The sequence below is a fragment of the Sphingomonas arantia genome, from assembly GCF_042682045.1.
Taxonomy (GTDB): Bacteria; Pseudomonadota; Alphaproteobacteria; order Sphingomonadales; family Sphingomonadaceae; genus Sphingomonas_R; species Sphingomonas_R arantia.
On the sequence record NZ_JBHUGS010000001.1, the window covers coordinates 131,311 to 151,125 of the forward strand.

General features: G+C 68.7%; 16 protein-coding genes. 6 read left to right on the forward strand and 10 right to left on the reverse strand.

Annotated elements, in window-relative coordinates:
* Positions 1 to 35 precede the first annotated feature (35 nt).
* Entirely contained in the window at positions 36 to 431 is a 396-nt protein-coding gene (locus ACFSGX_RS00685; RefSeq protein ID WP_380926708.1) for an MAPEG family protein, read from the forward strand.
* A 19-nt stretch (positions 432 to 450) separates the two neighbouring features.
* Here ACFSGX_RS00685 and ACFSGX_RS00690 read toward each other — a convergent pair whose 3' ends face one another.
* The 4 genes from ACFSGX_RS00690 to hemC form a co-directional block, all read right to left on the reverse strand.
* Positions 451 to 1,110, reverse strand: a complete 660-nt coding sequence (locus tag ACFSGX_RS00690; RefSeq protein ID WP_380928182.1) for an MBL fold metallo-hydrolase — start codon at positions 1,108 to 1,110, stop codon at positions 451 to 453.
* Positions 1,111 to 1,160: 50 nt separating this feature from the next.
* Positions 1,161 to 2,087 (reverse strand): hypothetical protein, encoded by a 927-nt coding sequence (locus ACFSGX_RS00695; protein WP_380928184.1) that lies wholly within the window; start codon positions 2,085 to 2,087, stop codon positions 1,161 to 1,163.
* On the reverse strand, positions 2,087 to 2,710 hold the full coding sequence (locus ACFSGX_RS00700) for a uroporphyrinogen-III synthase (protein ID WP_380926709.1): 624 nt from the start codon (positions 2,708 to 2,710) through the stop codon (positions 2,087 to 2,089). Before ACFSGX_RS00700 ends, ACFSGX_RS00695 begins: the two co-directional genes overlap by 1 nt.
* Positions 2,711 to 2,787: 77 nt before the next feature.
* A complete protein-coding gene (hemC, locus tag ACFSGX_RS00705) occupies positions 2,788 to 3,717 on the reverse strand; it encodes a hydroxymethylbilane synthase (protein ID WP_380926711.1) in 930 nt (309 codons plus the stop codon).
* Between the two features lie 83 nt (positions 3,718 to 3,800).
* Here hemC and tsaD point away from each other — a divergent pair, with 83 nt between their 5' ends.
* Complete coding sequence (gene tsaD, locus ACFSGX_RS00710; RefSeq protein ID WP_380926713.1) at positions 3,801 to 4,835, forward strand: tRNA (adenosine(37)-N6)-threonylcarbamoyltransferase complex transferase subunit TsaD; 1,035 nt, start codon at positions 3,801 to 3,803, stop codon at positions 4,833 to 4,835.
* Positions 4,832 to 5,806, forward strand: a complete 975-nt coding sequence (locus ACFSGX_RS00715) for an NAD(P)H-dependent glycerol-3-phosphate dehydrogenase (RefSeq protein WP_380926715.1) — start codon at positions 4,832 to 4,834, stop codon at positions 5,804 to 5,806. The genes tsaD and ACFSGX_RS00715 overlap by 4 nt, the downstream gene beginning before the upstream one ends.
* A 4-nt stretch (positions 5,807 to 5,810) precedes the next feature.
* Here ACFSGX_RS00715 and ACFSGX_RS00720 read toward each other — a convergent pair whose 3' ends face one another.
* Both ACFSGX_RS00720 and mutS read right to left on the reverse strand, forming a co-directional pair.
* Positions 5,811 to 6,008 (reverse strand): DUF1674 domain-containing protein, encoded by a 198-nt coding sequence (locus tag ACFSGX_RS00720; protein WP_380926717.1) that lies wholly within the window; start codon positions 6,006 to 6,008, stop codon positions 5,811 to 5,813.
* Positions 6,009 to 6,046: 38 nt separating this feature from the next.
* Positions 6,047 to 8,629: a DNA mismatch repair protein MutS gene (gene mutS, locus ACFSGX_RS00725; RefSeq protein ID WP_380928185.1), complete on the reverse strand. Its 2,583-nt coding sequence runs from the start codon at positions 8,627 to 8,629 to the stop codon at positions 6,047 to 6,049.
* Between the two features lie 172 nt (positions 8,630 to 8,801).
* On the opposite strand from mutS, the gene ACFSGX_RS00730 reads away from it, so the two are divergent.
* Positions 8,802 to 11,057: an NADP-dependent malic enzyme gene (locus ACFSGX_RS00730; protein WP_380926718.1), complete on the forward strand. Its 2,256-nt coding sequence runs from the start codon at positions 8,802 to 8,804 to the stop codon at positions 11,055 to 11,057.
* A 48-nt stretch (positions 11,058 to 11,105) separates the two neighbouring features.
* On the opposite strand, the gene ppc is transcribed toward ACFSGX_RS00730, so the two are convergent.
* Positions 11,106 to 13,781, reverse strand: a complete 2,676-nt coding sequence (gene ppc / locus ACFSGX_RS00735; protein WP_380926720.1) for a phosphoenolpyruvate carboxylase — start codon at positions 13,779 to 13,781, stop codon at positions 11,106 to 11,108.
* A 98-nt stretch (positions 13,782 to 13,879) separates the two neighbouring features.
* Complete coding sequence (locus ACFSGX_RS00740) at positions 13,880 to 15,706, reverse strand: DUF885 domain-containing protein (RefSeq protein ID WP_380926722.1); 1,827 nt, start codon at positions 15,704 to 15,706, stop codon at positions 13,880 to 13,882.
* 68 nt (positions 15,707 to 15,774) lie between these two features.
* Between ACFSGX_RS00740 and ACFSGX_RS00745 the strand changes: the two genes are divergently transcribed.
* Positions 15,775 to 16,797: a quinone-dependent dihydroorotate dehydrogenase gene (locus tag ACFSGX_RS00745; RefSeq protein ID WP_380926724.1), complete on the forward strand. Its 1,023-nt coding sequence runs from the start codon at positions 15,775 to 15,777 to the stop codon at positions 16,795 to 16,797.
* 70 nt (positions 16,798 to 16,867) lie between these two features.
* A complete protein-coding gene (locus ACFSGX_RS00750; protein WP_380926726.1) occupies positions 16,868 to 18,655 on the forward strand; it encodes an AMP-dependent synthetase/ligase in 1,788 nt (595 codons plus the stop codon).
* Positions 18,656 to 18,658: 3 nt separating this feature from the next.
* On the opposite strand, the gene ACFSGX_RS00755 is transcribed toward ACFSGX_RS00750, so the two are convergent.
* Positions 18,659 to 19,060 carry a hypothetical protein gene (locus tag ACFSGX_RS00755; protein ID WP_380926728.1) on the reverse strand — a complete coding sequence of 134 codons (402 nt, stop codon included), beginning with the start codon at positions 19,058 to 19,060 and terminating at the stop codon, positions 18,659 to 18,661.
* A gap of 26 nt (positions 19,061 to 19,086) precedes the next feature.
* Complete coding sequence (gene gloB, locus ACFSGX_RS00760) at positions 19,087 to 19,815, reverse strand: hydroxyacylglutathione hydrolase (RefSeq protein ID WP_380926730.1); 729 nt, start codon at positions 19,813 to 19,815, stop codon at positions 19,087 to 19,089.

The following is a 19,815-nucleotide window of genomic DNA, read 5'->3' on the forward strand; positions in this document are numbered from 1 at the left end:
CGACAGGCTCGGTACCAAACGGGCAAGGATATGACGTGACGCTGACCTATACGCTGATGTTCGCGGTTGCGTTCGCGTTGATCAATCTCTGGCTCGCCTTCCGGACCGGAAAAGCGCGACTGGGGGCGAAGGTTTCGGTCGGCGACGGCGGCAATCCGCTGCTCACTGCGCGGATGCGGGCGCAGGCGAATTTTCTTGAGTATGTACCGCTTGCCCTGATCCTCATTGGCTTGATCGAAATGCGGGTCGGCGCCTCGCAGATCCTGTTTGGGTTGGGTATCGCGCTGGTTCTGGCGCGAGTCGCGCATGCGTTCGGGATGGAACGGCCGGTGCCAAACCCGTTTCGGGCCGGCGGCATTTTGATCACGTTTCTGGTGACCATCGCGCTAATCGTTTGGGGCGCGCTGCTCCTGTACGGCGTGGTTAGCTAAACCCTGAGCAAACCTGCCGCTAGCGGCTAAGGGCGGCGTCACCCACGAACGGGTTCGTACGGCGCTCGTGCGCGAAAGTGGATGGCGGGCCGTGACCGCAAACGAATGTGGTTTCGTCGCCGAGCGGCCAGAGCTTGGTTACGACCGAGCCGATCAGCGTATCGTGATCGCCCAGCGGAAAGTCCGTCCGGCCGATTGATCCTTGGAACAATACGTCGCCCACCTGCGCGAAACGGGACGGCGCGTGGTGGAAGATGACATGACCCGGCGTGTGGCCGGGCGTGTGATAGACATCCAGAGTCAGGTCGCCGATCGTGACCGTATCGCCATCCTCAAGCCAGCGATCGGGTTCGAAGGGCTTGCCTTCGATCCCGTAGGTGCGACCATCCTCCTCCAGGCGGGTGATCCAGAAACGATCGGCCTCCTGCGGGCCTTCGATCGGCACGCCGATCTCCTCTGCCAGCAAGCCGGCCGCCCCGGCATGATCGATATGGCCGTGCGTCAGGAGGATCTTCTCGACCGTGACGCCGTGCTGCTTCGCCGCGGCGATCAGGCGAGGACGGTCGCCGCCTGGATCGATGAGGGCACCGCGCATCGTGGCGGTGCACCATAACAGCGTGCAATTCTGCTGGAGCGGGGTGACCGGGATAACGGTTGCTCTGAGCGGGGGCGTGGACATTCCGTTCAACTGCCCTCCGCCGACGGCGGGTGCAAGTCGGAACGCCCTTGTCAGTTGGGCTCGGACTGATCGGTGTCGGTTGCTACAGCGGCGTCAGCCGGTGCCGTCGGTTCCGATCCTGCTACGATCGGAGCGGCAGGCGGAACGATGGCCGCGGGGATAATCGGGCGGTGCGGTGCCAGCAGGGCGGCGGTCTCGACAATGTCGAGAGCTCGCCGCGCGCTGACGTAACGCCGTGCCTTGACGATCCATGCACCGGCCAGCGCCCGGCCGGGGAGCCGGGCGATCTCCGCCAGGGCGGTGTCGACGTGACCGGACTCAAGCTGGCGACGAGCCCGTGTCAGGCGATCGACAGGCGCGATTGACGGCACGGACGCACGGCGTACGACGACTAGCCCCGCGAGTTCGCGCCGTACGCCTTGCCACCAGTTGTCATCCGTTCCACGCGCCAGCAGCGTCGGCGCGATCTCGTCCAGACCGGTCTGCAGTTCCTCCAGCGTCACCGGCTGGCGCGACGCCGACAGGATCGTCGCCACAGCCTGCGGCTGCCCCCCGCCGAACCGTTCGCGCAACAGCCCTTCGATGTAACCCAGCTGCGCTCCGCGATCGAGCGCACGGCGCGCCGCGAACGCAACGAGCAGCCCCTCGGCACGCTCGGCATTGCTCGAGCTTTCGGTGGTGCGTTCGGCGAGTTGGGCGATCCCTTGTTCGGTCCGTTCGACCCGACGCACCAGATCGGTCGTTGCGGCTGCGGCTTGCGTCACGGATCGTGGAACGGGTGCGTCGTGGATGACCACGGGATTTGCCGCCACAGCAGGTTCCAGGCCGGTCAGTCGGCGTGCGGGCTGCGACCGTTGCAACACATAGACAGCGAGCACCGCACCGACGACGAGCGTGACAAGGAGGGTGAGCAGAACCCAGAGCCACGTACGCGACCGTCTCGTTTCAGGTGCGGGCTGATCCCAATCGTCGTTCATCACCGCTCCAGCGTCCCGTTCCGGTCCTGATCGCACAACATCCGCGCCGCCGCAAAGAGAGCATCATCGGTCGGGCTGTCCGCGATCCCCACCCCTGCCCACCCGCCGCCAGCCGCATCTGCGACATTTTGACTGAAACAAGCGATTTGGACCGTACCGCGCGAACGTTCAGCACGCTCTAGCAAGTCACCGAAGACGCGAGCGGCACGGGGGGAATGAAGCAGGGCGACCGCACGGGTGTCGAGCGCCAAGACTGCGGCAGTGGGCAGGCACTGAACCGCTTCCGCGACGTAGACCGCAACATGTCGGATCGTGAGCAGAGGGTGCTCGATCGGGAAATGGTCCTTACCGCAGAGGTGCAGGATCGCGCGGCGGCCCTGCGTTGCCAGCATCGCAGCGGCGGCGGCGGCGTCCTTCGGACCGGTGGTAATGTCGGTGAACCCTGCCAAGCGGGCCGCGTCTGCTGTCGCGGTGCCGACGGCCTGGACCGGCAACGTCCGGTACTGCGCCAGCGCGTCGCCCCCCAGTCGGACCGCCGCTGCGCTGGTCAGTAGAAGGGCATCGATTGTTGCGGGATCGGGCGGCGACCAAGGCAGGCTGCGGTAGTGGAACAGCGGTGCCACTACCGGGTCAAACCCCAGTCGGGCAGCGCGGGCCGCCGTGGCGTCACCCCCAACCTGCGGCCGCAGGACAAGCAGTTTCACGGCGCGAAGAGCGTGCGCAGCGCCGGCGGTGCCCGGTCCAGCAGCGCCCGGGCAAGGTTCGCGGCCATTGCGGCATGAGCGTCGGGATCGTCCCCGGCCACGATCGCCTCGCCGGACTCGCAAAGCGTACCATCCATCGACAGGATTTGCGCACGCAACCGCCAGTCGGTCCCGTCGCGCGCCATCAGCGCGGCAACGGGGGACCGGCAATCCGCGCCGAGTTCCGCAAGGAAGGCACGTTCGGCGACGACCGCCAGGCTTGTGTCCCGGTGATCGACTGCGGCGAGCATCAGGCGGATATCCTGCGCGTCGCCCAGCGTCTCGATACCGACCGCACCTTGCGCGGGGGCGGGCAACATCTCGGACGTCGCGATGGCGTGGCCGATTGTGTCGTGGCCCAGCCGGTCCAGGCCCGCCGCGGCGAGCAGCGTCGCATCCGCCTCGCCTGCCCCCAGCTTCGCAAGCCGTGTCGCGACGTTGCCGCGGAACAGGACGGTCCGGATGTCCGGCCGGGCCCGCGCCAGTTGTGCGGCGCGACGCGGCGACGAAGTGCCGACGCAGGCGGAGGGGGGGAGGGCGGACACCGTTTCGGCACCGATCAGCCGGTCGCGGACGTCGGCGCGCTCCAGCATTGCGGCGATGACGATCCGGTCGGGGCGGACGGTTTCGACATCCTTCATCGAATGGACCGCGAAATCGATGTCGCCGTCGAACAGTGCGCGGTCGAGTTCCTTGGTCCAGAGTGCCTTGCCCCCGACCTCGGCCAGTGCCCGGTCCTGGATCCGGTCGCCCGACGTACGGATCGGGACGATGGTGATCGCGTCCGGTGCCAGGTCGTGGGCGGCGGTGAGGGCTGCGACCACCATGCGCGCCTGCGTCAGGGCAAGCGGCGATCCACGGGTTCCTAGGCGGAGCGGCAAAATCATGCGAACCGCCTAATCGGTAAGCGGATGCTCCGCAATTCGGTCCGTGCCCTGTACGCAATCCCGGTCGCGTGGCAAAAGCCCCCATGACCCTGATCCTAGGCCTGGAATCGAGCTGCGACGAAACGGCGGCGGCGCTTGTGCAGGGCGATCGCACGATCCTGTCGCACCGGTTGGCCGGGCAGGAGGCGGCGCATCGCCCTTATGGCGGTGTGGTGCCCGAGATCGCGGCGCGCGCGCATGTCGAGATGCTGATGCCGCTGGTGGAAGCGGCGCTGGCCGATGCGGGGTGTACGCTGGGCGATGTCGATGCGGTAGCGGCGACGGCGGGGCCGGGGTTGATCGGCGGCGTGATGGTCGGGCTGGTGACGGGCAAGGCGCTGGCGCTGGCTGCGGGAAAGCCGTTGATTGCAGTGAATCATCTTGAAGGCCATGCGCTCAGCCCGCGGTTGTCTGATCCAGACCTGGAATTTCCCTATCTACTGCTACTCGTGTCGGGCGGGCATTGCCAGTTGCTGTTCGTGGAGGGGGTCGACCGCTATCGCCGCTTGGCGACGACCATCGACGATGCGGCGGGGGAAGCGTTCGACAAGACTGCGAAACTGCTCGGGCTGGGGTTTCCTGGCGGGCCGGCGGTCGAGATCGCGGCGCGGCGGGGGGATGCCGGCAAGGTACCGTTGCCGCGACCGTTGCTCGGGTCGCCGGACCCGCATTTCTCGTTCGCCGGGTTGAAGAGCGCGGTTTTGCGGGCGCGGGATGCCGGGGTGCATGATGCCGACGATATCGCTGCGTCGTTCCAGCAGGCGGTCGTCGATTGTCTCGTCGATCGGACGCGGCGGGCGCTGGTCCATGCTGAAGGTGCGACCGCTTTGGTCGTGGCTGGCGGGGTAGCGGCGAACGGGGCGGTGCGGGGTGCGTTGCAGGCCGTTGCGGCGGCGGCGGACCTGCGTTTCGTGGCGCCGCCTTTGTGGTTGTGCACCGACAATGCGGCGATGATCGGCTGGGCCGGGGCGGAACGGTTTGCGGCCGGGTTGTTCGATCCGCTCGATATCGCCGCGCGTCCGCGCTGGCCGCTGGATCCGTCGGCGGAAAAGGCACGTGGTGCGGGGGTGAAGGCATGATCGGGATCTTGGGTGCGGGTGCGTGGGGGACTGCGCTGGCGCAGGTGATCGCCCAGGACGGCGAACCGGTGCTGTTGTGGGCATTCGAGCCTGAGGTCGTGGCTGCGATCAACGAGACACGGCGGAACCCGGTCTATCTGCCGGACCGGCCCTTGTCGGACACGATCCGCGCGACGGGGGACCTGGAAGCGCTGGGCGCATGTGATCTGGTGCTGGTCGTGCCGCCGGCGCAGCATCTGCGCGGGTTGCTGGCACAGGTGCCCGGGACGGCGCCGCGTATCCTGTGCGCGAAGGGGATCGAGGCGGGGACCGGCATGCTGATGTCGGAGGTCGCGGCGGAGGCCGCACCGGGGGCGCCGGTAGCCGTCCTGTCGGGACCGACCTTTGCGCATGAGGTGGCGGATGGGCTGCCGACGGCGGTGACGCTGGCGTGCGAGGATGCGGCGTTGGGGGGTATGCTGGCAGGGCGGATCGCGCGGCCGGGGTTCCGGCCCTATCTGAGCGACGACGTGATCGGGGCGGAGATCGGCGGGGCGGTAAAGAACGTGCTCGCGATCGCGTGCGGGGTCGTGGAGGGGGCGGGGCTCGGACAGAATGCGCGGGCGGCGCTGATCGGCCGGGGGTTTGCCGAGATGACGCGGTTCGGACTGGCGCGGGGTGCGCGGTCCGAAACACTGGCCGGGCTGTCGGGGCTGGGCGACCTGGTGCTGACCTGTTCCTCAGTCAGCTCGCGCAACTTCTCGCTGGGACGGGGGCTCGGGTTGGGGCAGTCGGCCGCCGCCTTGCTGGCCGACCGGCGAACGGTGGCGGAGGGGGCCTCCACGGCACCGGTTCTGGAGCAAGCCGCCGCAAAGGTCGGCGTCGATATGCCGATCGTGTCGGCGGTGTGTGCGTTGCTGGCGGGGCGGCTGGGCGTGCAGGAGGTCGTTGATCGGCTGCTGGCACGCCCGCTGAAGAGCGAGACTGTCTGACGGGTCAGAAGTCCCAGGCGATGCCCTTGCTCTCCCAATCGCCGTAGCGGGTGGGCTCGAGGCCCTTGGGGCCGCCGCTTTCCGACTCTGGATGGATCGGCTCGGGTGTCGGGACCGGGGGGTTGGGTGACAGGTTCTTCGGCGGTACGAAATCGGCGGGGCGGGGCACGGCGCATCTCCTGTCGGTCGGCGTCACTGTCATGTGGGCACCGCATGGGCCGCGACAAGGGTCCAGGGCGATCAGTCCGCGCCGTTTTCCAGCAGCAGCTTCAGGCGGTAGACCAGTTCGAGTGCATCGCGCGGGCTGAGCGTGTCGGCGTCGGTCGCGGCGAGCGCGGCATGGAGCGGATCGACCTTCGGTTCCGCCGCCGCGGCGGCCGCAAACAGCGGCAGGTCGTCCAGCCCCGCCGCCAGTCCGCCGGTTGCGTTCCGTCCGGCCTCCAGCTTGGCCAGCACCGCGCGGGCGCGGGTCACGACCGCGGCGGGGAGTCCGGCGAGCTTGGCCACCGCGAGGCCGTAGCTGCGGTCCGCCGGTCCGCGGACCAGTTCGTGCAGTAGGACCAGTTCGCCCTTCCATTCGCGCGCACGGACATGGTGGAGCGTCAGCGCATCGAGCCGTTCCGCCAGCCGCGTCAGTTCGTGATAATGCGTCGCGAACAGGCAGCGGCAGCGGTTGCGGTTATGGATCGCCTCGACCACCGCCCAGGCGATGGCGAGGCCGTCATAGGTCGATGTGCCGCGCCCGACCTCGTCGAGGATGACGAAGCTGCGCGGGGTCGCCTGCGCCAGGATCGCAGCGGTTTCGACCATTTCGACCATGAAGGTCGATTGGCCACGCGCCAGATTGTCGGACGCGCCGACGCGGCTGAACAGGCGATCGACCAGTCCTAGCGTCGCGGAGGTGGCGGGGACCGGGCTGCCCGACTGCGCCAGCACCGCAATCGTGGCATTCTGTCGCAGGAAGGTGGATTTGCCGCCCATATTGGGACCGGTGACGAGCCAGAGCCGGCTGTCCTCAGAGAGAGAGCAGTCGTTGGCGACAAACCGCCCGCCGGCACGCGCGACCGCCTGCTCGACGACGGGATGCCGCCCGCCGACGATCTCGAAGCAGCTGTGATCGACCAGCGTCGGGCGGCACCAGCCGCCTTCGGCCGCGCGTTCCGCCAGGCCGGCGGCGACGTCGAGCCGGGCAAGTGCGTCGGCAGTCGCCGCGATTGCGTGGCGGCGGTCGAGCACCGCCTGCGTCAGTTCTTCCAAATGTGCCGCCTCGGCTGCCAGGGCGTGCGCACCGGCTTGCGCCACCTTGATCGCATGGTCGTGCAGGTCGGCGGCGTTGAACCGCACGACACCGGCCAAAGTCTGGCGATGGGTGAAGCCCGACTCGGCCTGCATGAGCGGGTCGGCATGGCGGGCGGCGACCTCGACATGATAGCCGAGCACGCCGTTGTGCCGGATGCGGAGCGTCGCGATGCCGGTTTCGGTCCGGTAGCGCGCTTCCAGCGCCGCGATCGCGCGCCGGCCGTCGCCGCCGGAGGCGCGGAGCGTATCGAGTGCGGCGTCGTAACCCTCCGCGATGTAGCCGCCCTTGTCTGCATCGACCGGCGGCATCGGCACGAGCGCACGGGACAGCTGATCGACGAGCGCACCGTGCCCGGTCAGCCGGGGCAGCAGCGACGCGAGCAGCGTGGGGGGATGGTCGATCTGCTCGAGCCGGTCGTGCAGGTTGCGCGCCTCCGCCAGCCCATCGCGGAGCTGCCCCGCGTCGCGCGGAGAACCGCGGCCGGCGGCGATCCGGCCGAGCGCGCGGCCGATGTCGGGCTGCGCCTTCAGTGCGCGGCGCACTGCATCGCGCAGACCTGAGTCCGCCTCGAACAACCCAACCAGATCGAGCCGCGCCTCGATTGCGGTCCGGTCGGTCAGTGGGGCGGCGATATCCGCGCGGAGCAGGCGTGCGCCGGCCCCCGTCACGGTGCGGTCGACCGCGTCGAGCAGGCTGCCGCGCCGGCCGCCGTCGCTTGCCTGCGTCAGCTCCAGGCTTTCGCGCGTCGCGGCGTCGATCAGCATATGGCCGGCGGCCTGGCGACGCTCCGGGGGTTGCAGGAACGGCAGCGTGCCCTGGCCGGCATTGTCGAGATAGGCGAGCAGCCCCGCCGCCGCCGCCAGTTCGGCGCGCGAGAAGGCGCCGTAGCCGTCGAGCGTGGCGACGCCGAACAGCGACTTCATCCGGGCCTCGCCGGCTGCGGCATCGAAACGTGCGCGCGGGCAGGGATAGGCGCCGTCCGGGGCGTCCTCAAGCGTGTCGGGAACGACGATCTCGGCCGCCGACAGCCGCGCCAGTTCGGCGTCGCGTTGCCCGCGCGGCACGCAGCCGATCTCGAACCGACCGGTCGAGATGTCCGCTGCCGCCATGCCAAGTTCGCCGTTCGCCTCCGCCAGCGCGACCAGCCAGTTGGCGGCCTTCGCATCGAGCAGCGACTCCTCGGTCAGCGTGCCGGCGGTGACGACCCGCACGATTCCGCGGGCAACGAGCGATTTGGATCCGCCGCGCTTCTTCGCCTCCGCCGGGCTCTCGGTCTGTTCGGCGATGGCGACGCGGTGCCCGGCCTTGATCAGCCGCGCCAGATATCCTTCGGCCGCGTGGACCGGCACGCCGCACATCGCGACGGGCTGCCCGTCATGCGTGCCGCGCGCGGTGAGCGCGATGTCGAGCGTGGCGGCGGCGGCCTTCGCATCGTCGAAGAAGAGCTCGAAAAAATCGCCCATCCGGTAGAACAGCAGGCAATCAGGCACCTGGGCCTTCAACACATGATATTGCGCCATCATCGGCGTCGCGGCACCGCTGTTCGCGCCTCCGTCGGTCTGTTCGGTTCGTGCCATGTGCGCGGGTCCTAGCCCGTCCGGCGGCTGGAATGAAGTCGCGACACGTCGTGGCGCATCGCGGCTTGTCCCCTCGGGCCGTTTCCCCCACTACGGCCGCAACCGACGGAGAGGCCGCATGAGCAACATTCAGTTTTCCGAGCGCGAGGCGCTGCTGTTCCACAGCCAGGGCCGGCCGGGCAAAATCGAGATTGTCGCAACCAAACCGATGGCGACGCAACGCGACCTGTCGCTGGCTTATTCGCCGGGCGTCGCGGTGCCCGTGCTGGCGATCGCCGCCGATCCGGCCTGTGCGTACGACTATACCGCCAAGGGCAATCTGGTCGCGGTGATCTCCAACGGGACCGCGATCCTGGGCCTTGGTAACCTTGGCGCGCTGGCGTCCAAGCCGGTGATGGAAGGCAAGGCGGTGCTGTTCAAGCGGTTCGCCGACGTCGATTCGATCGATATCGAGCTGGCGACCGAGGATGTCGACAAGTTCATCGCGGCCGTCGAACTGATGGAGCCGAGCTTCGGGGGGATCAACCTCGAGGACATCAAGGCGCCGGAATGCTTCGTGATCGAGCAGACGCTGAAGGAGCGGATGAACATCCCGGTGTTCCACGACGACCAGCACGGCACCGCGATCATCGCGGCGGCGGGGCTGATCAATGCGTGCCACCTGACCAATCGAGAGCTGCGCGACATCAAGGTCGTGGTGAATGGTGCTGGCGCGGCATCGATCGCCTGCACCGAACTGGTGAAGGCGATGGGGGTGCGTGCCGACAATGTCGTGATGTGCGATTCCAAGGGCGTGATCTATGCCGGGCGCACCGAGGGCATGAACCAGTGGAAGTCGGCGCATGCGGTGGCGACCGACGCGCGGACGCTGGCTGACGCCGTGGCGGGCGCCGACGTGTTCCTCGGCCTGTCGGTCAAGGGGGCGCTGACCCCCGACATGGTGCGGTCGATGGCGGCGGATCCGATCATCTTCGCCATGGCGAACCCTGATCCGGAGATCCTGCCGCCCGATGCCAAGGCGGTGCGGTCCGATGCGATCATCGCGACGGGGCGGTCGGATTATCCGAACCAGGTCAACAATGTGCTCGGTTTCCCGTTCATCTTCCGCGGCGCGCTCGACGTGCGGGCGACCAGCGTGAACGACGAGATGAAGATCGCCGCGGCACGCGCGCTCGCCGATCTGGCGCGACAGCAGGTGCCGGAAGAGGTGGCGATCGCTTATGGCGGCGTCGCGCCGAAGTTCGGGCGGGAATATATCATTCCCGCCCCGTTCGACCCGCGCCTGATGGAGATCGTGCCGGCCGCGGTTGCGCAGGCCGCGATGGATACCGGTGTCGCGCGGCTCGCGATCCCGGACATGGATGCGTATCGCGAGACGTTGAAGGCGCGATTGAACCCGACGACGTCGATCCTGCAGCTGGCGTACGAAGGCGCGCGGCGGAGCCCGAAGCGGGTCGTGTTCGCCGAGGCGGAGGAGGAGACCGTGCTGCGCGCGGCGATCGCGTTCCGCGAGGCGGGGCTCGGCACGCCGGTGCTGGTCGGGCGCGACGAGGTGCCCGACAAGCTGCGCGCGCTGGGAGTCGACGATCCGTCGACGTACGAACTGCACAACAGCCGCAATTCGCCGCTGATCGAACGGATGGTGGACACGCTCTACGCGCGGCTCCAGCGGCGCGGTTACCTGCGTCGCGAGGTCGAGGCGCTGGTCAACCAAGATCGCAACATCTTCGGTGCGCTGCTGCTGGAACTGGGCGAGGCCGATGCGATGATCACCGGCGTGACGCGCACATACGCGCAGACGTTGCGGCAGATCCTGCGCGTGATCGATCCGGTCGACGGGCGGCGGCCGTTCGGCATCCACGTGATGGTCGGGCGCAGCCACACGGTGTTCATGGCGGACACGACGGTCAACGAGCGTCCAGACGCCGCGGCGCTGGCCGATATCGCGGAGCAGACGGCGGAAGTGGCGCGCCGGATGGGGCAGGAGCCGCGCGTGGCGTTCCTGAGCTATTCCACCTTTGGTAATCCGGATGGCGAATGGGTCGACAATGTCCGCGACGCGGTGAAGATCCTCGACGGGCGCGACGTCGCGTTCGAATATGAGGGCGAGATGTCGCCGGACGTGGCGCTGAACCCGGCGGTGATGAAGAACTACCCGTTCAGCCGGCTGTCCGGGCCGGCCAACGTGCTGGTGATGCCGGGCCTGCAGTCGGCCAACATCTCCGCCAAGCTGATGCGGGAGCTGGGCGGCAATTCGGTGATTGGGCCGATGCTGGTCGGGCTAAAGCACCCGGTGCAGATCGCGACGATGTCGGCGACCGCCAGTGAGCTGGTGACGCTGGCGGTGTTGGCGGCAGGCGGGATCGCTCGGTAATCGACGTCAGGCCCGTCATCCCGGGTTCTGCCGGGATGACGGGCCGGACTAGCCGCTGTTGCGCAGGGCGGTCGCGATCGCGTTGATCGAGAGCTGGATGCCTTCGCGGACGCGGGGGTCGGTTTCGCCGGCACGGTGGCGTTTGAGCAGCTCGATCTGGAGCAGGTTGAGCGGCTCAATATAAGGCAGCCGCAGCCGGATCGAGGCGTCGAGCGCGGGGCTGCGTTCGAGCAGGCGGGTCTGGCGGGTGATGCCGAGCAGGCCGGCCTCGGTCGCGTCCCAGGCCGATCGGATGCGGCCGAAGATCGTGGTGGCGAGGTCCTGGTCCTCGACCAGCACGGTGTAGCGTTCGGCGAGGTCCATGTCGGACTTGGCGAGCACCATTTCCAGATTGGCGAGCGTCGCCTGGAAGAAGGGCCAGCCGGCGACCATGTCGCGGAGTAGCGCCTTGTCCTCAAATCGCGCGAGCGCATCGCCGACGCCGTACCAGCCGGGCAGCATGACGCGCGCCTGCGCCCAGCTGAACACCCAGGGGATGGCGCGCAGATCCTCGATCCGGTCGGATTTCGTGCGGCTGGCGGGGCGGGAGCCGATCTTGAGGTCGGCGATCTCGGCGATCGGCGTGAACTGGCGGAAGAAGGTGCGGAAGCCGTCCGTGCCGTAGACCAGTTCGCGGTATCCGGTGAACGCATCGTTCGACAGCCGGTCCATCGCGGCGGAGAAACGCGCGGTGTCGGCGGCGCTGAGCGTCGGGGCCTCGAGCGATGCGAGCAGGGTCGCGGCGGTGGTGGCTTCGAGGTTGGCAATGGCGCTTTCGCGGGTGCCGAACTTGGCGGCGATAACCTCGCCCTGTTCGGTGATGCGAATACGGCCCTGGACCGTGCCGGGAGCCTGCGCGCGGATCGCGGCGAAGGACGACCCGCCGCCGCGCCCGACCGCGCCGCCGCGGCCGTGGAACAGCTGCATTCGGGTGCCTGATTCAGCGAAGACGTCGGCCAGCGCGCGGCTGGCGCGGTTGAGGCTCCAGACCGAGGTCAGGTAGCCGCCGTCCTTGTTCGAGTCGGAATAGCCGACCATCACCTCCTGATGGCCGCGCGCGGTGGTGATTGCGGCGATTTCGGGCAGCGCGAACCAGTCGCGCATGACGGCGGGGCCGGCCTCGAGATCCTCGATCGTCTCGAACAGCGGGACGACCATCAGGTCGGAACGCGGGGTCGCGCCACCCCGGTAGAGCCCGGCTTCCTTGAGCAGGACGCAGACCTCGAGCAGGTCCGAGACGGTTGCGGCCTTCGAGATGATGTAGGACGTGATCGACTGGTTGCCGTAGCGGCAGTGAGCCTCCGCGGCGGCGCGGACGATGGCCAGTTCGGACGTGGTTTCGTCGGAGTAAGTGGCGAACGGCGACGACAACGGGCGGGGGCTGGCAAGTTCCTGGCGCAGGATTGCGACGCGGGCGGTCTCGTCGAGGGCGAGATAGTCGGGGGAGACGCTGGATGCCGAGAACAGTTCTGCGACGACGCGTTCGTGGACGTCGGCATTCTGGCGGAGGTCGAGCGTGGCGAGGTGGAAGCCGAAGGTTTCGACGGCGCGGATCAGCCGGCTGAGCGCGCCGCCGGTGGCGAGCATTCCTTCGCCCGATGCGGCGAGGCCGCGGGCCAGTTCTACCAGGTCGGCGCGGAACGCCTGCGGGTCGGGGTAGCGATCACCCTCAAGTGTGGCGGGGCGGGGTGGTTCGTGCCCCATCAGGTGGCGATAGGTGGCCGCCAAGCGCGCATAGATGCCGCTGACGGCGCGGCGATAGGGCTCGTCGCGGCGGGCGAGCGCGTCGTCTTCGCTACGGTCGGCGAGTGCGGTGACGGCGTCGGTGGTGGTGGTCAGTTCGGTCGAGATCGACAGTTCCGCGCCGAGCGCGTGGAGGCGGTCGAGATAGTCGGTCAGCACCGCATTGCAGGCGCGGCAGAGCGCGGACTCAAGCGTGTCGGCGTTGACGTTCGGGTTGCCGTCGCGGTCCCCGCCGATCCAGCTGCCGGGGCGCAGGAAGCTTTTCGGGCGGTGGCCGAGTGCGCGTTCCCAGCGGCCGTACAAGGCTGGCAGGACGGGCAGGAAGACGTCGCGGAGATAGGCGAGCGCGGTTTCGACCTCGTCGGCGACGTAGAGCCGTTCGCGGCGCAGCGGACGGGTCTGCCAGAGGAGCGCGATCTGGCGGGCGATCGCGGCGTCGATCATGTCGCCGTCGGGGGTTTCGGTCTCGCCCGCATCGCGCAGCGCCATCAGCGCGGCGATGCGGTTGCGGTGGTCGATCATGCTCTTGCGGCGCACTTCGGTCGGGTGCGCGGTCAGGACGGGGGCGATCAGCGCCCGGTCGAGCAGGGCTGCGGCATCGGCGCGCGAGACGCCCTCGGCGGCCAGCCGGTCGAGCGCGGAGGCAACGTCGGCACCCGGTTCGGCGGCCACGCCCTGGCGGTCTTCCGCCAGATTCGCGAGCATCGAGAACAGCATGAAGCCGCGGACGAAGGCGAGCGTGTCGTCGAGCCCGAGCGTGTCGAGGCCGGCGTCGATGGCATCCGCCCCCGCCACGCCGCGTGCCCGATCGACCGAGACCGAGCGGATATGTTCGATCCGGCGGAAGAGCGCGTCGCCGCCGTACGCGCGGATGACGGCACCCAGGATCCGCCCGAGAAAGCGGATGTCGGGGTTCTGCGCGATGGGGAGCGATGTGGCCATGCCCCATGCTGCTATGCGGCAGCATGGGGGTCAATGCCCTCCGTGGGCGGATGCGGGGAGGAGGTGTCGGGTGCTCGAAATTGCAAGGTTTGGAGCGTTTACGAGGCCTTTGTGGTGGCGATCCACGCATCCACGCGGCGTTCGAGGATGTCGAGCGGCAGCGGACCGCTCTTCAGCACGACGTCGTGGAAGGCGCGGACATCGTATTTCGAGCCGAGCTGGGCCTGCGCGCGGTCGCGCAACTCGCTGATCTTCAGCCGGCCGACGAGGTAGGCCGTCGCCTGGCCCGGATAGACGATGTAGCGTTCGATTGCCTTCACGATGCCGCCGGGCGCGTCGGCACTGTTGTCCTTCACATATTGAATCGCCTTCTCGCGCGTCCAGCGCTTGTGGTGGAGGCCGGAGTCCACGACGAGGCGGATCGCGCGGTGCAGTTCGAGCTGGAGCCGGCCGAAGTCGCGATAGGGATCGGTGTAGAGCCCCATGTCCTTGGCGAGCTTCTCCGAATACAGCCCCCAGCCCTCGGTATAGGCGGTGAACCCGCCATAGCGGCGGAACGGCGGCAGTTCGGTCAGCTCGGTCTGGATCGCACGTTGCAGGTGATGGCCGGGAATGCCCTCGTGGTAGAACAACGCCTCCACCTCGAACAACGGCATGTCGGCCATGTCGTAGAGATTGGCATAGTAGGTGCCGGGGCGCGATCCGTCGGGGGCCGGGCTTTGATAGAACGCCTTGCCGGCCGATTTCTCGCGGAACGGTTCGACCGCCTTCACGACCAAAGGTGCCTTGGGCAGCACGCCGAACCACTGGGGCAGCTTGGCGGTGACGGCTGTGCGGGCCTTCTCGGTTTCGGACAGGTAAAGCGCGCGGCCGGCGGGGGTGTTGGGTGCGTAGAAGCGCTTGTCGGTGCGCATCAGCTGGAAGAAGTCCTGCAGCGATCCCTTGAACCCGACCTGCGTCATGATCCCCTGGATCTCGCGGTGGATGCGCGCGACATTGTCGAGCCCGACCTGGTGGATCTGGTCGGGCGTCATGTCGGTGGTGGTGTAGTTCTTGAGGCGCTCGGCATAGTAGCCGGCGCCGTCCTTGAACCGCCAGATGCCGTCGTCGGTGCCGGCAGTCTTTTCCTGTGCGGTCATCGCCGCGATCAGCCGGTCATAGGCGGGCTTCACGACCTGAACCATCGCGTCGGCGCCGGATTTCAGGATCGCGGCCTTGTCCGCGGCGGGAAGCGCGAGCGCGTTCACCTTGGTCTTGAGGTCGGCATAGAGCGGGGCATCGGGGCCGGGTCCGAACGGCGCGCCGGTGATGACGTTTCGCGCGTCGGAGATGACATAGGGGTAGACCCATTTCGGCGGCTGAACCCCCGCCTGCGCACGGCGGGCGGCGGTGGCGATGGCGGTGTCCATCACCGGACCGATCGCGCGCAGCCGGCTGACATAGGCGTCGGCGTCCGCACGGTTGGTGATGCGGTGGATGTTGATGAGGAAGGCGGGCAGGCGGCTCTGCACGCCATTCATCTGGTCGAACACATAGCCGTTGTCGCGGTAGGCCCAGGCGGTGCGGCGGCGATCGGCCTGCTGAACGAACAGGTCGTAGGACAGCCGGCTTTCGGGCGAGAGCCTGGCCGGATCGAACCGGCGCTTCATGTCGGCGAGCGCGGCTTCGTCCGCCTGATAGTCGCGCAGGCGGGCGGCGTCGCTGGGGTCGTCGAGCTTGCCATAGTCGGCGTCGCGGATGCCGCGATAGGCCTTGCCCTGCGGACTGCGCGCGAGCTGCGCCTTGTCGACCGCGTCGAAGAAGCTGGCGAGTGCGGCGTCCTGTGCGCCCGTGGCGGGTGCGGCAGTGGGCGTCTGGGCCAGTGTGCCGGATGCGGGCAGGGCCGCGGCGATGGTGCCGGCCAGCAGCATGGTGACGAAGCGCATGATCGTGAAACCCCCTATGTGTTGCGGAGAGCCTAGCGACCTCGGCCGCGGCCTGCCATAGCGTCGCCATGCGCGCCTTCGATCTTGTCCGCCCCCTGCTGTTCCGGATCGAGGCGGAACGGGCGCATGCCCTGACCATCGCCGGGCTGGCGCGGTTGCCGGAGCGGGCGCCGGCGGACGACGCGGCGCTGGCGACGACGGTGGCGGGCATCCGCTTTCCGAACCCGGTCGGGCTGGCCGCTGGCGTCGACAAGAATGGCGAGGCGGCGACCGGTTTCCTGACGCTGGGGTTCGGCTTCGTCGAGGTCGGCACGCTGACGCCGTTGCCGCAGGACGGGAACCCGCGGCCGCGGCTGTTCCGGCTGCCCAAGGACCGCGCGGTGATCAACCGGATGGGTTTCAACAATGGCGGGCTGGACGCCGGGCTGGCGCGGCTCAGCGCGCGGCGGCCGAAGGGGATCGTCGGCGTGAACGTGGGCGCGAACAAGGAGGCGGTAGACCGGATCGCGGACTATGCCGCCGGCGTGGCGCGCGCATCGACCGTGGCGGATTATGTGACGGTGAACATCAGTTCGCCCAACACGCCGGGCCTGCGCGGCTTGCAGAGCGGGAGCGAGCTGACCGCGTTGCTGGCGGCGGTGCAGGGCGCGCGTGGGGCCGTGCCGGTGTTCCTGAAAGTCGCGCCTGACCTGGATCGCGCGCAGATCGACGGGATCGCGCGCGCCGCGATCGACAGCGGGATCGACGCGCTGATCGTGTCGAACACGACGATCGCGCGGCCGGCGCTGCGGTCGCGCCACGCGGGCGAGGCGGGCGGGCTGTCGGGTGCGCCGTTGCGCGAACCGGCGTTGCAGTGCCTGCGCGATTTCCGCGCGGCGACGGGCGGGCAGCTGCCGCTGATTGGCGCGGGCGGGATCGGATCGGCGGAGGATGCCTATGCGCGGATCCGGGCGGGCGCTTCGCTCGTCCAGCTCTATTCCGCCCTGGTCTATGAAGGGCCGGGGCTGGCGCGCCGCATAACGCGGGCGTTGCCGGCGTTGCTGAAGCGCGACGGGTTCGCGTCGGTCGCCGATGCGGTCGGGACGGGGTAGCACCCGATTATCGTTGCCGCCGCGGCGGTCGGGCCTAGGGTATCGCGACACGGGCCGGGCAGGAGCGGACATGCGGCAACTCGAACATTTCCCCAACCTGGTGACGATGTTCTTCACGCGGGCGGCGGAACGCGGCGATGCGCCGTTCCTGTGGGTGAAGCATGACGGGGCGTGGACCGCGACGTGCTGGCGCGCGGCGGCGGAACAGGTGGCGGTGCTGGCCGCGGCGCTGCGCGACATGGGGCTTGAGCGCGGCGATCGGGTGATGCTGGTGTCCGAAAACCGCCCGGAATGGTGCGTGGCGGACCTGGCGATCATGGCGGCGGGGTGCGTCACCGTGCCGACCTACATCACCAATACCGAGCGCGATCATGCCCATATCCTGAGCGACAGCGGCGCGCGGGCGGTGATCGTGTCGACCGCGAAGCTGGCGCGGGCGCTGCTGCCCGCCGTCCTGCGATCGACGCATTGCGACCTGATCGTCGGGATCGAGGCGATGGGGGTGGGGCAGCAGGCCGGCAATGTGCGGTTCGCGGACTGGCAGGCGCTGATGATCGCGGGGACGCCGGATGTGAAAGCCTGTGCAGCCGGGGCGGACTTCGAGCGCGGGGACCTGGCGTGCGTGATCTATACCTCGGGCACGGGTGGCGCGCCGCGTGGGGTGCAGCAGCATCACGGGGCGATCCTGCAGAATGTGGCGGGCTGCGTGGACGTCATCTCGACCGATTTCGGGTGGGGGGACGAGGTGTTCCTGTCGTTCCTGCCCGCGTCGCACGCGTACGAGCATAGCGGGGGGCAGTATTTTCCGATCGGGCTGGGCGGGCAGATCTATTATTCCGAGGGGCTGGAGAAGCTGGCGAGCAACATCGAAGAGGTGCGGCCGACGATCATGGTCGTGGTGCCGCGCCTGTTCGAGGTGTTGCGGACGCGGATCCTGAAACAGGTGGCCAAGCAGGGGCGCGTGCCGAACTATTTGATGGCCCGCGCGCTCGCGATCGGGGCCGGGCGGATGGCGGGGCGGCCGCGGTGGCGCGACAAGCCGATGGAGCTGATCCTGTCGCGGACGCTGCGGCCGAAGATCTCCGCGAAGTTCGGCGGGCGGTTGAAGGCGATGGTGTCGGGCGGTGCGCCGCTGAACCCGGAGGTGGGCGTGTTCTTCGACGCGCTGGGCGTGACTCTGTTGCAGGGGTACGGCCAGACCGAAGCGGCGCCGATCATCTCGTGCAACCGGCCGTCGGCGGGGATCAAGATGGATACGGTTGGTCCGCCGCTCAAAGGCACCGAGGTGCGGATCGGCGAGGATGGCGAGATCCTGGTGCGCGGCGAGTGCGTGATGCACGGTTACTGGCGCAACCCGGCGGAGACGGCGCGGGTGCTGGTGGACGGCTGGCTGCACACTGGCGACATCGGCCATATCGACGAGGCCGGGCGGGTGGTGATCACCGACCGCAAGAAGGACCTGCTGATCAACGACAAGGGCGACAATGTCGCGCCGCAGCGGGTGGAGGGGATGCTGACGCTGGAGCCCGAGATCCTGCAGGCGATGGTGTACGGCGACCGGCGGCCGCATTTGGTGGGGCTGATCGTGCCCGATCCGGAATGGGTGCGGGAATGGGCGGCGGCGCAGGGCATCGATCCGGCGAAGGCGGCGGAGGATCCGGGCTTCGCCCGTGCGCTGTCGGCCGCAGTGGATCGGGTCAATGCCGGGCTGTCGGTGACGGAGAAGGTACGGCGGATCGTGGTGGCGGACGAGCCGTTCGCGATCGAGAACGAGGAACTGACCCCGTCGATGAAGATCCGCCGGCACGTCATCCGCGCGCGGTACGGCGCGCGGCTGGACGCGCTGTACCGGAAGTAGCGGCTATTTCGCCTTGGCGTAGGGCGTGAACATGCCGAGGCCGCAGGAACCCTGTTGCATCCGCGACGCACGATCGACCGCGGTGATGATGTCACCGCGGCACAGGCGCGTCGACGGCGTGCGCGAGACGATGATCGGATCGAACCGGAACCCGCAACCGCCGGCCGGCTGGTTGACGTAAAGCGACTGGCCCACGCGGTAGACGATCGTGTCGGGGTTCGACACCGTCTCAGAACTGCGCGCGCGGGGCAGGTCGATGCAGTCCACCGGTGCGCCGGCGACGCGGTTGCCGATCAGCTTGTCGAGTTCGGGGGAGCGGGTGATCGGTGCCTCGACAGGCGCCGCGGCAAAGGCCGGGACCGATGCGGCGGCGATGAGGAGGGCGGTGTACAAGCGGACGGACATGACGGGTATCTCCTGAAGCGAAGTGGTTACCCGCGGAAATCGTCCTTGGCGGCGCGGTGGCGGGCGAGGGTCGCGACGTCGGGTGATCGGACGAAGGGGTTGGTGGCGCGTTCCAGCGCCACCGTGGTGGGGAGTGTCGGTTTGCCGTCCGCGCGGAGGCGGTCGATCTCGGCTGCGCGGTCGCGTACCGCGGCGTTATCGGGTTCCGTCACCAGCGCGAAGCGGGCGTTGGCCGCGCTATATTCGTGCGCGCCGTAGATCAGCGTTTCGCCGGGCAGCGCGGCGATGCGGGTGAGCGCGTCGTGCATCTGCGCGGGCGTGCCCTCGAACAATCGGCCGCAGCCCATGACGAAGATGACGTCACCGGAGAACAGCATCGCGGGGTCGGCGAAGTGGTAGGCGATATGGCCGTTCGTGTGGGCCGGGACCGCCATGACGGTCGCGCTGTATGCGCCGATCGTCACGCTGTCGCCGGCCGAGACGGTGCGGTCGAGCGTGGGGATGCGGTCCGCCTCCGCCGCGGGGCCGGTGATGGTGCAGCCGGTGGCGGCCTTGATCGCCGCGTTGCCGCCGACATGGTCGGGGTGCCAGTGGGTGTTCCAGATCTGGCCGATCGTCCAGCCGCGTTCGGCCGCCGCGGCGAGGACCGGTTCGGCCTCGCCCGGGTCGATCACGACGGTGTCGCCGCTCGCGTCGTCATGCAGCAGCCAGACATAGTTGTCAGACAGCGCGGGGACGCAGGCGACGTCGATCAC

Bases quoted from the DNA above. Each gene is read 5' to 3' on its own strand.
- ACFSGX_RS00690 (WP_380928182.1), bottom strand. From the start codon at position 1,110: ATGTCCACGCCCCCGCTCAGAGCAACCGTTATCCCGGTCACCCCGCTC.
- ACFSGX_RS00695 (WP_380928184.1), bottom strand. From the start codon at position 2,087: ATGAACGACGATTGGGATCAGCCCGCACCTGAAACGAGACGGTCGCGT.
- hemC (WP_380926711.1), bottom strand. From the start codon at position 3,717: ATGATTTTGCCGCTCCGCCTAGGAACCCGTGGATCGCCGCTTGCCCTG.
- tsaD (WP_380926713.1), top strand. From the start codon at position 3,801: ATGACCCTGATCCTAGGCCTGGAATCGAGCTGCGACGAAACGGCGGCG.
- ACFSGX_RS00715 (WP_380926715.1), top strand. From the start codon at position 4,832: ATGATCGGGATCTTGGGTGCGGGTGCGTGGGGGACTGCGCTGGCGCAG.
- ACFSGX_RS00720 (WP_380926717.1), bottom strand. From the start codon at position 6,008: ATGACAGTGACGCCGACCGACAGGAGATGCGCCGTGCCCCGCCCCGCC.
- mutS (WP_380928185.1), bottom strand. From the start codon at position 8,629: ATGATGGCGCAATATCATGTGTTGAAGGCCCAGGTGCCTGATTGCCTG.
- ACFSGX_RS00730 (WP_380926718.1), top strand. From the start codon at position 8,802: ATGAGCAACATTCAGTTTTCCGAGCGCGAGGCGCTGCTGTTCCACAGC.
- ppc (WP_380926720.1), bottom strand. From the start codon at position 13,781: ATGGCCACATCGCTCCCCATCGCGCAGAACCCCGACATCCGCTTTCTC.
- ACFSGX_RS00740 (WP_380926722.1), bottom strand. From the start codon at position 15,706: ATGCGCTTCGTCACCATGCTGCTGGCCGGCACCATCGCCGCGGCCCTG.
- ACFSGX_RS00745 (WP_380926724.1), top strand. From the start codon at position 15,775: ATGCGCGCCTTCGATCTTGTCCGCCCCCTGCTGTTCCGGATCGAGGCG.
- ACFSGX_RS00750 (WP_380926726.1), top strand. From the start codon at position 16,868: ATGCGGCAACTCGAACATTTCCCCAACCTGGTGACGATGTTCTTCACG.
- ACFSGX_RS00755 (WP_380926728.1), bottom strand. From the start codon at position 19,060: ATGTCCGTCCGCTTGTACACCGCCCTCCTCATCGCCGCCGCATCGGTC.